The following is a 14092-nucleotide window of genomic DNA, read 5'->3' on the forward strand; positions in this document are numbered from 1 at the left end:
CGTTTGCTTTTCCTGGCCTGCTCCCAGGCTGCAAAAACATCGGGCTGATAATGAAGAAGAGTGACGACGGCGGCCGGCCCGCGGATAATAATCCCTTCATCATGGTTGAAGGAACCCGCGGCATCGACAGGATCGGACGACATCACCAGCGCGCGTGGTTTCAGGGTCTGGTATTCGTCTGGTGTTTTCTGAAAGAGGCTGTCCACAATCATAACCTTGCTGTGATCGCTTCGGCCCCAGGCCCCTTCCGTCAGCTGCGGCAGGGCGATTTTTTGCGAACCCCGCGTGGCGGCCTCAAGCACGACGAAGCGCGGGTGCTTCAAGGAAAACTGCTGCGCCGCCTGCCTGAGAGGATCCACCTCGCTGCGAAGGGAGGATGGGACGTCCCCATCATGAAGCAGCACGACTTCGACACCGCGCTCCGCGACGGCGGCCAGATCATGCAGGATATCCGCTCCCCAGCTGCCGCCGAGCATCTGCATATCCATGATGATGTTGTGCTCTGCATTCTGAATGAGGCCCTTGACCGCACGGGACCTGGCGCTATCGAGTATGGGGTTTTCCTCGGGAGGCGTCAGAGGCTGATCGAGTTTTTGAAAGACCCGGCTGGCCATATCCGGTGTCAGACGATCGGCCTTGCCGAGCCAATCCTGGTAAATCCTTTGATAGGTCGCCAGCGCGAGAGTCTCGACATCATTGCCCGCACCGGGTCCGAACAGATCCTGGGTGTCGTCGATCCATTCCACATCATTGCAGGGGATCCAGGGCGAAAGATCGCGCTTACGGGCGTCGGCGGGGTTTTCATAAAAAGCATCCGCCGTGCAGCTCGTATCGGCTTTTAAATAATCCTGAAGGGCAATGGGTTCCTGGCAATTGATCGGCAGGGACGCGAGTTCGGCGCTCTGGGGCCGCAGCGTTTTGCAACTCAAAAAACTCAGGCACGTGAGGGTCAGTCCGAGGTAAAGGCTTCGCACGTCTGGCTCCGCATCATCAATCGAGGATGATTCATGATAGAGCGGATCCCTCGTGCGAACAAGGTTTTTGCAAAAACACCCAAAGGCGTTTTAGAAGGACAGGCTCACCGTGAAAGCGAATTCGTCAAGCTCTTCCTTGACCTTTTCATTTGCGGTTTCCACTTCCACATCCTGAAGGCCTTTGCTCAGGAAGACGTTCAAAGCCGCGCCGCTTTCAAAGGGAATGCCAAGGCCGATTTTGAAGCGAAGTCCGCGCAGAGCAAGGTCCGCGGTCTGACCGCCTTCGGTCTCGACGGTGCCTTTCGAGACGATGGAATAGGATGCGCCGGCGACGAAATCCAGGGTTTCCAGCGGGGCTGTGAAACGAATTTCCGGGCCGAACTCGCGATGGCTGCCGGTGGATTTCACATGCAGGGCATCGTTATGGATGTTCCAGTTGGTGCTGGTGAGATACGGGCCCAAAGCCACGGCATCGTTCAGATCAAAAAGATAGGCGAAACCAAACTCAGTTCCCTTCCAATCCACGACATTGACTTCGCCGCGGCGGATACCGACATTCAGATCAAGGGTATTGGCCCAAACAGAGGACGTCATGGTCAGAGCGAAGCAGGCCAGCAGCAACTTAGGCAGCATGAGGAACTCCAGTCAGTGAATACGAAAGGCAGAACCGAGGCAGCTTTTGCAAGCTTGATGCCTCGGCCCGGCGCCCATCATTTCAAGGTCTTGGAGTTTTCGTGCCTGTCCGCTCCGCTGCCAGAGTCAAGGCATCGCGATCACAGTGGTCAGATAATCGGTCAGGATCTTGATCTGTTCCGGCTGCAGTGCCATGTTCTTGGGCATGCTGCCATCCGCTATCATGCTCTGATAAACAGCGGCCTTGGCCTTCATATTGATGAAATCCTCATAACCTGAGTGACAAGGCGCGCAGTAGGTCGCGAGCATGGGCTGGATCGTCTTGGTGAAGACGGGATCCAGAGCCGGATCGGCTTTGATGTCCACACGCAGCGTCAAAGGATTTTGATCGTAAAGGCGTCCGCCGGTGAATTCCAGGGTGCGGCCGACCAGCGCAAAGCTGCGATCATCCTGGGCTTCGAGCATCATGGCGACATGCGAGGGGCTTTCCGGATTCTGGGCTTCCGTCTTCACCTGAAAGGGGCTGATCACCCAGCGCCAGCGGCCCTCGTCGTTTTTCTTGAGGAGCAGGAGATAGTCCTGGGAAAGGAACCAGAAGGATTCCGCACCCTTCATGATCCCTGCGCTGCGAATCGGTACCGGCATCGCACCCATCCTGGGAAAATCAAGAGCGATCACCCGCGCCTTGTCACCATCCAGCACCACGATATTGGCCCGCTTGTCCGTGGCGAGGATCATGCGCTGCGGGCCTGCATAAAGAACCCGAGGGCGCGGCCCAGCCTCCTTCAGAAGATCCGGCGCGATATTGATCATGGTCACCTGCGCGGAATCCTTGATGGCCGCCGTCGAGGGAAAACCAAGACTGCTTTTGCCCAGGAGCCAGAAGTTATTGTCTTCCATCACATAGAGTTGAGCGTCTCCGGGTGGCACCACATCCAGCGAAAGCCTTGTCAGAAGTCCGCCCTGGCTTTCATCCAAAAGCCAGCCTTGTTTGGACTTGCCGAAAAGAAGGATCTTGCCTTCGGCGATCTTATGAACGGCGAAGATATCATCAATCAGTCCCGCCGGAAGACCGCTTTGATCGGCCGCGAAGCCCAAAGTAAGGGGCTGCATGGCATTTTTATCAAAAATCACCGGAGCCTGATTCGGATCAGCCGGTTGAATGATCGCGTCCTCGCTTTCATCCTTCTTCGCGTCCGGCGAGAGCGGCTGCATATAAAGATGCGCCTTGCCCCGCATGGATTCCTCGCCACCACCGCACGCCGTCATAAGCAGAAGAGCACTCCAGAGAGCGCGTCTCTTGATAAAGTCCATTGGTCCCCTCCAATCGCTTGCAGAAAAGCTACTGAACTATCGGCCCTGCCCTTTTCCTGCCTGAACTTTCTTACTTGTCTACCTGTATACATTAACATTATTGATACATTTCAATTACTTATAATTCTTACAATTCGGAAATAGGGTCAGAATCGGCCGGACGCGGCCTCGTAAGAATTGTCATTTTTCTGGTCAGCTTTCGCGCACGAACCTTACGATCAGGAAAATAACGCACAAAAACTTGGAGATTTTTCGTGGTACACCCATTGCACAAGGGCCTCTTAAGAGCACCCTGCTGATGCTGGACCCCGAACGTAGTGAGATGCACCATGAAGTCGATTGGCCTGATTCCCCTGCTCGCGCTGGCTTATATGATGACCCAATGCGGAGGCAGCAAATTCAAAGCTGATTCCGCCACCGTAACGACCTCGTCGCCTTCTTTGGCCTTTGATGAAACTCCCTTGGATATCTCGAAGCTTCCCGTGAATGTGGACACGCGCGACAGCGGTGGCCCGACGACAGGTATTTCCACGCTGGTGGAAAGCCCCTCGGATTTGAGCTGTGAAGCGACCTCGGACAAGACCATTCGCGTATCGCCGAATGAGGGCGCGGATATCAAGGTGAAGGATGATGCGCGCGTCGTGATGAATGTGAAAGGCCGCTTCTGCCCAACCGTTTCGGATAACCTGACCGTACTCTTCATCATCGACTATTCGGGCTCCATGGGCCCGAATACGCCTGACCAGAGCAATATGAGCTTCCAGGCCGCAGCCGGCAACGATCCCCGCATCATGGTCGGCGCTCAGAAAAGCTGCGGACGCCTGCAGGCGGTGGAAGCCATCCTGGCGAAATTCAAAGCCGGTGATAAGGTGAACGTCGGAACCGTGACCTTTGCCGGTGATATCGTGGGATCGCATACGACCGCGCCCGTCGATGCTCAGACTTTCAAGGACACGCGTCTGGCTGAAGCGAGCAAGCTCAGTAACTTCTGCAGCTACGTCGCGCCCGACGCCAGCTTTGCCAATCAGGAAATGGCCGTGCCCAACGCCAACGTCGGCGGGGCCACCAACTATGCGGCGGCTTTCAATCGCGCCTATGATTTCCTGAGAAACGTGAAAGGCCGCAAGGCTGTTTACTTCATCACCGATGGTCGCCCCACAGCCGGCGGCAATGATCCCGTGGCCGCAGGCAAGAACGCGGCTGCGAAGCTGAAGACGATTGAAAACCTCTATTTCAACGCCTTTTTCCTGCAGAATAAGCAGTCCGGTTTGCAGGAAGACAAGGTCGGCTTTGATAACCTCGTCCAGACCATCGGCGCCCCTGAGCGCGTCGTGCGCGTGGATTCTGCCGCGCAGCTGGCTGTGGAAGTCGGTAAAGAGCAGATCGCCAGCTTTGACCCGACCCAGATAAAAGGCTCTTTGACCATTGAACCCTATGAGCCTGAAGCGGATCTGAAAGTTCTGAGCTTCAACCAGGATCCCGCCAATCCCAAAGCCTGGGTTTTTGAGACCCAGACTTTTGTCCTGCTCGGAAAAGGTGATGATGTGTACACCCATCTGGTCAAGGTCTCGGCCAAGGCCAAGGATGGAACGGTTCACACCAGCGTCGTAAAAATTCTTTATCAGCGGAAGTTGTAAAGAGTGAACTGAGCCAGTAGACTGGGGCCTTTGGGCCCCTTTTTTTTGTCAGCAAGGAATATCCGATGAAAGCATTCGTTCTGCTCGCGACGCTCATGCTCCCCTCCAGCTTTGTTCACGCCGCGGAAAGTTATGGCAAACTCACTCTGGCCCCTACGGCGGCAAAACCTTTGAAGACCGTGCTTTCGGAGTATAAGGACGGCAGCGCCGCGCCGGTCCTGGTGCAGGGCACCGTGAAGAAAGTCTGTGAGAAGGAAGGCTGCTGGATGGTGCTGGAAGATCAGGGCGAAAGCGTTCGCGTCTTCTTCAAGGATCATAGTTTCTTCGTCACGCAAAAAATCAAAGACAAGGCGGCTCTGGCGGAAGGCATTCTGCATAAGAAAACGCGCACCGTCGCGCAGCAGAAACATCTGCTCGAAGACGCTGGCGAGTCGGCCAAAACCATAGCCGCAGTGAAAGAGGACAAGGTCTTCTTCGAACTGGAGGCGACCGGCATTAAAGCTTTGTGAAAATCCAGCGGCTCCCTTGACAAAGTTCGAAGACGACTCAAGTTTATCGAAGAACAGAGGCAGGAAGGAGCCAACTATGGACTTCAATCGTTTCACGGAGCGGACCCAGCAAGCCATTAAAGAGGCTCAGAATTTTGCGGTGACGTCAGGCCACAGCGCAGTTGACGCAGAGCATGTTCTGAAGGCCCTTTTGGCCCAGGAAAATGGTATTATTCCCAAGCTTATCACGAAATTGGATATCCCCCTGGATCGGCTGACAAAAATGGTCGACCAGGAGATTCAAAAGAAACCCCGCGTGTCCGGTTCCGGTTTTGATCCGGAAAAAATATTTCTTGCGCAAAACCTGTCCGCCCTGCTGGCCAAGGCGGAACAGACGGCGAAAAAACTGAAGGATGATTACGTCTCGGTAGAGCATGTCTTCCTTGAAATCATTCGGACCGGCACGCAGACCGCGGCCGGCCGTGTGCTCAAGGAATTCAATCTGACCGAAGACCGCTTTCTGCAGGCCCTGACCGATCTGCGCGGCAATCAGCGGGTGACCAGTTCCAATCCCGAAGCCACCTACGATGCGCTCAACCAGTACGGGATTGACCTCGTCGCGTCTGCGCGTATCGGCAAGCTCGATCCGGTCATCGGTCGTGATCAGGAAATTGCGCGCGTCGTGCGCATCCTGAGTCGCAAAACGAAGAACAACCCCGTGCTCATCGGCGAACCCGGCGTGGGTAAAACAGCGATAGCGGAAGGACTCGCGCAGAGGATCGTGCGCGGTGATGTGCCGGAAGGTTTGAAAGATCGCAGCATCTTCTCGCTCGATATGGGGGCCCTGATCGCAGGCGCCAAGTATCGCGGGGAATTCGAAGAGCGATTGAAGGCCGTCCTGAATGAAGTGAAGAGCAGCGAAGGCCGCATCATCCTCTTCATCGACGAGATCCACACCATCGTCGGCGCCGGCAAGGCCGAAGGCTCGATGGATGCGGGCAATATGCTGAAACCCATGCTCGCCCGTGGGGAACTGCACTGTATCGGTGCGACGACCCTGGATGAGTATCGCAAATATATCGAAGCCGATGCCGCCCTCGAACGCCGATTCCAGCCCGTGATGGTGGATCAGCCTTCGGTCGAGGATACGATTTCGATCCTGCGTGGCTTGAAGGAACGCTTTGAGCTCTATCACGGCATTCGCATCCAGGATAACGCCCTGGTCGCCGCCGCCACGCTTTCCGACCGCTATATCACCGATCGGTTTTTGCCGGACAAGGCCATCGACCTGATCGACGAATGCGGCGCCATGATCCGTACCGAGATCGACAGCGTGCCCGAGGAACTGGATAAGAAACGCCGGAACCTCATGCGTCTTGAGATCGAGGAAGCGGCTCTGAAAAAAGAAAAAGACGCCGGCAGTAAAAAACGCCTCGAAGCTCTGCAGATGGAACTGCAGGATCTGCGCAAGGAAACCAAACTGCTGGAAGATCAGTACGAAAATGAGAAGAGCCAGATCCGCCGCGTCCAGGATATCCGCAAGGAATTGGAAACGCTGAGCATCCAGCTGCAGCAGGCGGAACGGAACTACGATCTTGATAAAGCGGCTCAGCTGCGTCACGGCCTGATTCCCGAAACGGAACGTCGTCTGAAGGCAGCCGAGGAGGAAGCCCGCGGCAAGCGCAGCACGACCCTTCTTCGGGAAGAGGTTTCAGAAGCCGAGGTCGCGCAGGTGATCAGTCGCTGGACGGGAATCCCCGTGGAAAAACTGGTCGAAGGCGAGCGTGAAAAACTTCTGCACCTGGATGAGGCTTTGCATAAGCGCGTCGTCGGTCAGGAGGAAGCCGTCCAGGCCGTCGCCGATGCGATCATCCGGGCCCGTGCCCAGATCAAGGATCCCAGGCGTCCGATCGGTTCGTTCATCTTCCTCGGCCCGACCGGGGTGGGTAAAACCGAGCTGGCGAAGACTTTGACCGAACAGATGTTTGATACGGCCGAGAATCTGATTCGAATTGATATGTCCGAATACATGGAAAAACATGCGGTTTCACGTCTGATCGGGGCGCCCCCGGGATACGTGGGCTACGATCAGGGCGGTCAGCTGACCGAAGCCGTGCGGCGCAAACCCTATTCGGTCGTGCTCTTTGATGAGATCGAGAAAGCGCACCCGGAGGTGTTCAATATCCTTCTGCAGCTGCTTGATGATGGTCATCTGACCGATAATCAAGGGCGCAAGGTGAACTTTAAAAATACGATCATCATCATGACGAGCAACATCGGTTCGCAGGCTCTGATCGAAGGCATCCAATCGGATGGTCATCTGAAAGAGTCGGCGGTGCAGAGAGTGCATCAGGATCTGAAGGCCGCATTCCGGCCTGAGTTCCTGAACCGGGTGGATGACATCGTCCTTTTCAAACCGCTGCAGCTGCAGCAGGTGACGAAGATCGTCGCGATCCTGGTCGGCGAACTGCAAAAGCGTCTTGAAGAACAGGGCATCCGTCTGGATCTGACCCAGGAGGCCAGCGAGTTCATCGCGAAGTCCGCGTATGACCCCATCTACGGGGCACGGCCTCTGAAGCGTTACATCCAGAAGGAAGTGGAAAACAAGGTGGCCCGGCAGATCATCGGCGGTCAGATCAAAACCGGCGATGTGCTCAAGATCCAGCTGAAAGATGGTCATCTGGCCTTCGAAACCGCTGGTTGAACGATTGAAGCGAATGCGCTCCTGAGCCCCCGGACTTCGGTTCGGGGGCTTTTTTTTGCCCGCCCTAAAGGCTATGATAGCCTTTTGTTTGGAAGGAGCCACCCCCATGAATCAGAAAGTCTTTCACCTGGGCCTCGACCGGAGCCAGCTGCAGAATATCGACATCGCTTTTTTACCTGGTGACCCGGGCCGCGTTCCGAAGATCGCCGGATACCTGGAGAATGCCAAGGATTTGGCCTATCACCGCGAGTATCGTTCGATGCGCGGGCAGTGGAAGGGCCAGGAAGTTCTGGTCTGCTCCACAGGAATTGGCGGGCCATCCACGGCGATTTGCGTGGAAGAACTGGCCATGCTCGGCATCAAGCGTTTTGTGCGTATCGGCACGACCGGAGCGCTGCAGGATCCGATCAATCCGGGGGATGTGATCATTCCCACCGGCGCAGTAAGGCTTGATGGCGCATCGAGACACCTTGCGCCTTTGGCCTATCCTGCGGTGGCCGATTTTCGTTTGGTGCAGAAACTGGTCGCGGGCGTGGAACGGAATCAGTTTCCTTATCACCTGGGAATTTGTGCTTCGAGCGATACCTTTTATCAGGGGCAAAATCGCCACGATTCCTTCAAAAAGGGCTGGGTTCCCCGGGAAATCGCCAACCAGCTGCAAGAAATGAAGGAGCTGAACGTCCTGTCGTTTGAAATGGAGGTCGCGACTCTCTTGACTCAATGCGCCACCTTTGGTTTGAGTGCCGCCGCTGTTTTGGGCGTTTTGGTCAATCGCAATCGGGCTGAGTTTCCCGACGCCGCCCAGCATGCGCAAATTGAAGACCGCGTGATTCGCGCCGCTCTCAGCTGTCTAGGTTGAACAGAGGAAAACACCATGAGCCTTTCGATCCAGAATCTGTCCAAGACCTATCCGAACGGCGTTCATGCGCTGCAGGGCATCCATCTGAATATCCCGACCGGCATGTTCGGTCTGCTCGGACCGAATGGAGCGGGCAAATCCTCGCTCATGCGAACGATCGCCACGCTGCAGGACCCGGATTCGGGATCCATCGAGTTTCATGGCCTGAATGTTTTGCATGACAAAACCGCGCTGCGGCGTCAGCTCGGGTATCTGCCCCAGGAATTCGATGTCTATCCGAAGACCTCGGCGGTCGACCTTCTGGATTATATCGCGCAGCTGAAGGGCATTGCCGATCGCAAGGAACGCAAAAACCTTGTGGAAAGGCTCCTGACCGTAACGAACCTGCATGCGGTGCGAAAAAAAGCGGTGGCGACCTATTCGGGTGGGATGAAGCAGCGCTTTGGGATTGCGCAGGCCTTGATTGGCGATCCGAAGCTGATCATCGTGGATGAACCCACGGCCGGCCTCGACCCCGAGGAACGCGTGCGCTTTCACAATCTTCTGGCCGAAATCAGCAGCGACGTGACCGTGATACTCTCGACGCATATCGTGAGTGATGTCAGTGACCTTTGCCAGAACTTTGCCATTATCAATCAAGGTCGAGTGCTGGCGCAGATGACGCCGCGGGAGGCCTTGAAGACTCTGCAGGGGAAAATCTGGGAGAAGCGGGTGCCGCGCGGCCAGTCCCAGGAGTCACCGGCCGGATTGGTGTCCATGCATCTTTCGATGGGCGATCAGGTGATGCGGCTTCATGGTCAGGAAGCGCCTCTCGCCGGAGCGCGCGCGATTGAGCCGACCCTTGAGGATTTCTACTTCGTGACGATCAAGGGGCTGACCCCATGATGCAGAGTCTGATCACCAACCTTAAAATCGAGCTGACTCTTCGGAAAAAGCTGATTTCGACCTATGTTTACTTTCTGGTGATGGCGACCCTTGCCTTTCTGGTCGCCTATTCCACCGGCGGAGGCTTCGAAGGCATCACGATCTCGCTCGGCAATTCTTCGAAGGCTCTTTTGAACGGCAGCTTTGTCCTGCACATGGCTCAGCTTCTGGTCAGCCTCTTCGGGCTTCTCTTCATCAGCCCCATCTTCGGTCAGGCGGTCTGTAAGGATTATGAAGCCAAAATAGATCAGATCGTGCTGGCGACACCCACGCATCGCATTGGTTTCTATCTGGGCCGCTTCCTGGGGGCGACCCTGGTCAGCACCTTTATTTTCTCGGGCATCGGACTCGGCTATTTTTTAGCCACGCAGCTCCCTCTGCTGCAGGCTTCCCTGCTTGGGCCTTCGCACCTCAGCTTTTACCTCCTCCCCTATGCGACCGGCATTATTCCCAACATCATGATCTTCGGCAGCATCTTTTTCGCCGTCGCGGCCTTCACCAAAAACATGGGCTCGGTTTATGTGATGGGGATCCTGCTTTATCTGGGCTACCTCTTTTCCATGAATTTCACCGATAAGATCGACTATAGAACCCTGCGCGGACTCGTTGATCCCTTTGGTCTGACAGCCACCAGTCTTCTGACGGAATACTGGTCGCCCTTGGAGCAGGACACGAGGCTCGTCACGCTCAGCGGCATCCTTCTTTATAATCGCCTCGTCTGGCTCGGCTTTAGCGCGCTCATGCTGGGCCTTGGACTTTTATTCACCCAGAAGAGTCCCAAACTCAAAACCGCTCAGAAGGAGCCGCTTGCCGAACCTGCGCCGCAGACGATCGTCGTTTCTTCCCATTTGAACTTCAACCTGACCGCACGTTTCCGCCTGCTGGTGCGGCAGCTGCTCTTTGAATGCAGGGCTTCGTTTAAAAACATCTTCTTCGTCAGCCTCGCGCTGGCTGGCATCGTCTTTGTCTTCACCACAGCCCAGCATATTGGAGAGGCGTATGAGACCAGGACCTATCCTGTGACTTATATCGTCCTGGCCGCCGTGGTGGGCAGCTTCAGCCTTTTTCTGACCTCCATCCTTATCTTTTATACCGGCGAACTCGTCTGGCGCGAGCGGCAGAGCCGCATGAGCCAGATCCTGGATGCCCTGCCCCAACCCGGCTGGCTGCCCCTTATCAGTAAATTCCTTGCGCTGCAGCTTATCGTGATCATTCTCTTATCCCTTTGCGGACTGTCGGGAATGGTGATTCAGCTGGCGAAGGGTTATACGAACTTTGAATGGGATCAGGTGGTCAAAACCCTCTTTTTGATCGCCTATCCACGGTTTCTCATACTCAGCTGCTTTTTCTTCCTGATCCATACCCTGGTCGATAACAAGTACCTGGGTCACACCCTCTGCACCGCACTCATGATCGCGCAGGTGATCCTGCCGCTTATGGATTTCACGCAGGCGATTTATATTCCCGCCGCTGTTCCCGGTTCCATCGAATATTCGGATATGAATCTCTATGGACCCTTCATGCCCAGGATTCACGCCTATCAGCTCTATTGGGGATTGGGCGGGATTTTAGCGCTCATAGGAGCCTATCTGCTGTGGCCCTATGGAACCGACGGGGCTCTGGCGCTGCGCCGCAGGCTGGCTCTTCGCCGTTTGAATCGGCCTTTGGCGGTCTTCACGTTTCTGGTTCTGGCCGGATTCGGCGCCCAGGGCTACTGGGTTTACTATAACACTCATGTGCTGGCCGATTTTAGAACCAATGCCAAAACCCAGAGGCTTCAGGCTGACTACGAAAAAACCTACAGGGCCGAATGGAATGATCGCGATCAGCTTCAGTATGTGGCGACCGATATCAAGGCCGACCTTTTTCCCAATTTCCAAAGCCTGCAGGCTGAAGTCCTTTATACGCTCGAAAACAAAAGTCGTGCGCCCATCCAGGAATTATTTCTTCACATTCCCTTGGAAACTTTTCAATTCAAACTGGAATTCGATCGCCCGGCTGACCTTGTCAAGTCAGACAAGGATTTGAACCTCTTCATCTATAAATTCAAGGATGCGGTCGCACCTGGAGCCCGCGTGCAGATGACCTATCGCGTCGAATACCTGCCGCTGGGATTTTCCGGGAAGTCACGGGAAACCCGGATCGTCGCGAATGGAACATTTTTCAACAGCACGGATTATTTCCCCAGTATCGGTTACGATCCTGATCGCGAGATCAGTCTGGACAAGGAACGGGAAAAATTCGGCCTTCAGCCGAAACCGCGGGCCAATCCCATAGATGATAAGGATGCTTTGAAGTTCACCTATATCGGCAAAAGCGGCAATTGGATTGATTTCTCGGCCACGATCAGCACCAGCAGCGATCAGATCGCGATCGCGCCCGGTTATCTGCAGAAGGAATGGACCAAGGGCGATCGCCGCTATTTCGAGTATAAGATGGATCGCAAAATCCTGAACTTCTGGTCGATTCTTTCAGCGCGCTACGAAGTGAAGAAAGATCGCTGGAACGATGTCGCGATCGAGGTCTATTATCACAAAGGTCATGAATACAACGTGGACACGATGATCGAGGCGAGCAAAAAAGGGCTCGACTATTTTTCGCGCGCCTTCGGCCCCTATCAGCATCGGCAGTTCCGCATCATCGAATTCCCACGCTATGCGAGCTTCGCGCAATCCTTTCCGAATACCGTGCCATTTTCCGAGTCCATTGGTTTTATTGCGAAGGTGGATCCAGAGAATCCCGACGATTTCAACTACCCCTTCTTCGTGACCGCCCATGAGCTGGCCCATCAGTGGTGGGCCCACCAGGTGGTCGGCGGCAACGTGCAGGGGTCCACCATGCTGAGCGAGACCCTTTCGCAATACAGTGCGGCCATGGTGATGGAAAAAACCTTCGGCCCCGAGACGACCGCCAAACTCCTTCGCTATGAAGGTCGCGACTATCTGATGAGCCGCAGCGCGGAGCCGAAAAGGGAATGGCCTTTGGCTTTGAATGAGAATCAAGGCTATATCCATTATAAAAAGGGTCTGATCGTCATGTACGCGCTGAAGGAAGCCGTCGGCGAAGAAGCCCTGAACACGGCCATCCACCGATTCGCCGACAGGGTCCGTTATCAGGAGCCGCCCTTCACCACCTCGCTCGACTTTGTCGCCAGCCTGAAGGCGGACCTTGGACCCCAGCATCACGCGCTGATCGACGAGCTCTTCAATAAGGTCGTGGTCTATGACAACCGCCTGCAAAGCCATACGCTGACGGAACACCCGGATGGCTCGGTGACAGTGGACCTTGAAGTTCTGGGTCGCAAGATCGATGTCGATGAGAAGGGTGCGCAGAAGGCTATCGACTTTACCCAGGAGCTGGAATTCGCCGGGCGCGATGCTCAGGATAAAACCCTGGGGACCGAGCGTCGCGTGATCCGCAATGGAGTGAATAAAATTCAGCTTGAATTCGCTCAAAAACCAAAGTCCCTGCTGCTGGATCCCCGCTTTATTTGGATAGATTTGAACCGCGATGATAACAAACTGACCTTCTAGGACCCCATGGCATGCGTCTTGCTCCTGCTTCGGCAGGAGCAAAGGAGCCGCCCATGAAAGCTTTTCAATTTCAGACTGCGAAGAAACTTCTGAAAGACACCTTCGACCTGTGGCTGGATGTCAATGCCACGCGTCTGGGGGCTGCACTTTCCTATTATTCGGTGTTTTCCCTGGGGCCGATGCTGATTATTGCCATCGCGGTGGCCGCCTTTTTCTTCGGTGAGGAGGCCGCAAGGGGCGAGATCTTTACCCAGCTGCGTGGCATCATTGGTGACGCTGGAGCCGCAGCGGTGCAGCTGCTGGTGAAAGCCTCCACCAAGCCGGTATCAGGCGGAATTGCCGCAGCCTCCAGTTTGATTACGCTGTTCATCGGGGCCACCGGCGTCGTGGTGCAGCTGAAAGACGCTCTGAATACCATCTGGGGCGTGCGCGCGAAACCCGGCCGCACCTTGAAGGTCTTTTTCAAAAACTACGTGATGTCGATCGCCTCTCTCTTGGGCCTGGGCTTTATCCTGGTCGTCTCTTTGATGGCGTCGGCCATCCTCCAGTTTCTGGGCGGTTATATCGGGGCCCTTCTGCCCTTTCCCGAACAGGTGCTGGCCCTCATCAACACCCTCTTTTCCTTCAGCATGATCAGCCTTCTTTTTGCGCTGATTTTTAAAGTTCTGCCTGACGTGGAAATCCGCTGGAAGGACGTTCTCCCCGCCGCTGCCTTCACGGGGATCATGTTCACGATCGGTAAAAGCCTCGTCGGTCTTTACCTTGGCAGTCAGTCCCTCGACTCCTCTTACGGCGCTGCAGCTTCGGTGGTGGTCATACTGCTTTGGGTTTATTACCTGGCCCAGGTGCTCTTCTTCGGTGCCTGCTTCAGTAAGATCTATGCCCTGCATCAGGGCCAGCCGATCGAAGTGGGCGAAGACGTGCAGTTTGAAAAGCCTATGCCGCCGCTCGGCAGCCCCGGTCGTCCGACTCCTGCCAGCTGATGCGAAAAAAGCCCGGTCCGCCGGGCTTTCATTCCTCCCCCTG

General features: G+C 55.4%; 10 protein-coding genes. 7 read left to right on the top strand and 3 right to left on the bottom strand.

Annotation, left to right across the window (positions count from 1 at the left end; genetic code table 11):
• The 3 genes from VFO10_RS06180 to VFO10_RS06190 all read right to left on the bottom strand — a co-directional run.
• The coding region (locus VFO10_RS06180; RefSeq protein WP_325138138.1) for a hypothetical protein at positions 1-974 on the bottom strand (974 nt) is incomplete at its 3' end.
• 90 nt (positions 975-1064) lie between these two features.
• Complete coding sequence (locus VFO10_RS06185) at positions 1065-1607, bottom strand: hypothetical protein (protein ID WP_325138140.1); 543 nt, start codon at positions 1605-1607, stop codon at positions 1065-1067.
• Between the two features lie 126 nt (positions 1608-1733).
• Positions 1734-2921: a hypothetical protein gene (locus VFO10_RS06190; RefSeq protein WP_325138141.1), complete on the bottom strand. Its 1188-nt coding sequence runs from the start codon at positions 2919-2921 to the stop codon at positions 1734-1736.
• A gap of 329 nt (positions 2922-3250) precedes the next feature.
• Between VFO10_RS06190 and VFO10_RS06195 the strand changes: the two genes are divergently transcribed.
• The 7 genes from VFO10_RS06195 to VFO10_RS06225 all read left to right on the top strand — a co-directional run bounded on the left by VFO10_RS06195 (position 3251) and on the right by VFO10_RS06225 (position 14049).
• Positions 3251-4558: a vWA domain-containing protein gene (locus VFO10_RS06195; RefSeq protein ID WP_325138143.1), complete on the top strand. Its 1308-nt coding sequence runs from the start codon at positions 3251-3253 to the stop codon at positions 4556-4558.
• A 65-nt stretch (positions 4559-4623) separates the two neighbouring features.
• Positions 4624-5067 (top strand): DUF4920 domain-containing protein, encoded by a 444-nt coding sequence (locus VFO10_RS06200; RefSeq protein WP_325138145.1) that lies wholly within the window; start codon positions 4624-4626, stop codon positions 5065-5067.
• Positions 5068-5143: 76 nt separating this feature from the next.
• Positions 5144-7750 (top strand): ATP-dependent chaperone ClpB, encoded by a 2607-nt coding sequence (gene clpB, locus VFO10_RS06205; RefSeq protein ID WP_325138147.1) that lies wholly within the window; start codon positions 5144-5146, stop codon positions 7748-7750.
• A 106-nt stretch (positions 7751-7856) separates the two neighbouring features.
• Positions 7857-8609, top strand: a complete 753-nt coding sequence (gene udp, locus VFO10_RS06210; protein WP_325138149.1) for a uridine phosphorylase — start codon at positions 7857-7859, stop codon at positions 8607-8609.
• 15 nt (positions 8610-8624) lie between these two features.
• A complete protein-coding gene (locus tag VFO10_RS06215; protein ID WP_325138151.1) occupies positions 8625-9494 on the top strand; it encodes an ABC transporter ATP-binding protein in 870 nt (289 codons plus the stop codon).
• Positions 9491-13066 carry a M1 family aminopeptidase gene (locus VFO10_RS06220; RefSeq protein ID WP_325138153.1) on the top strand — a complete coding sequence of 1192 codons (3576 nt, stop codon included), beginning with the start codon at positions 9491-9493 and terminating at the stop codon, positions 13064-13066. The genes VFO10_RS06215 and VFO10_RS06220 overlap by 4 nt, the downstream gene beginning before the upstream one ends.
• 53 nt (positions 13067-13119) lie before the next feature.
• Entirely contained in the window at positions 13120-14049 is a 930-nt protein-coding gene (locus tag VFO10_RS06225) for a YihY/virulence factor BrkB family protein (RefSeq protein WP_325138155.1), read from the top strand.
• The last annotated feature ends 43 nt before the right edge of the window (positions 14050-14092 follow it).

It is taken from the genome of Oligoflexus sp., from assembly GCF_035712445.1.
GTDB lineage: Bacteria > Bdellovibrionota_B > Oligoflexia > Oligoflexales > Oligoflexaceae > Oligoflexus.

Coding starts and splice junctions, on each gene's coding strand:
- VFO10_RS06185 (WP_325138140.1), bottom strand. CDS start 1,607: ATGCTGCCTAAGTTGCTGCTGGCCTGCTTCGCTCTGACCATGACGTCC.
- VFO10_RS06190 (WP_325138141.1), bottom strand. CDS start 2,921: ATGGACTTTATCAAGAGACGCGCTCTCTGGAGTGCTCTTCTGCTTATG.
- VFO10_RS06195 (WP_325138143.1), top strand. CDS start 3,251: ATGAAGTCGATTGGCCTGATTCCCCTGCTCGCGCTGGCTTATATGATG.
- VFO10_RS06200 (WP_325138145.1), top strand. CDS start 4,624: ATGAAAGCATTCGTTCTGCTCGCGACGCTCATGCTCCCCTCCAGCTTT.
- clpB (WP_325138147.1), top strand. CDS start 5,144: ATGGACTTCAATCGTTTCACGGAGCGGACCCAGCAAGCCATTAAAGAG.
- udp (WP_325138149.1), top strand. CDS start 7,857: ATGAATCAGAAAGTCTTTCACCTGGGCCTCGACCGGAGCCAGCTGCAG.
- VFO10_RS06215 (WP_325138151.1), top strand. CDS start 8,625: ATGAGCCTTTCGATCCAGAATCTGTCCAAGACCTATCCGAACGGCGTT.
- VFO10_RS06220 (WP_325138153.1), top strand. CDS start 9,491: ATGATGCAGAGTCTGATCACCAACCTTAAAATCGAGCTGACTCTTCGG.
- VFO10_RS06225 (WP_325138155.1), top strand. CDS start 13,120: ATGAAAGCTTTTCAATTTCAGACTGCGAAGAAACTTCTGAAAGACACC.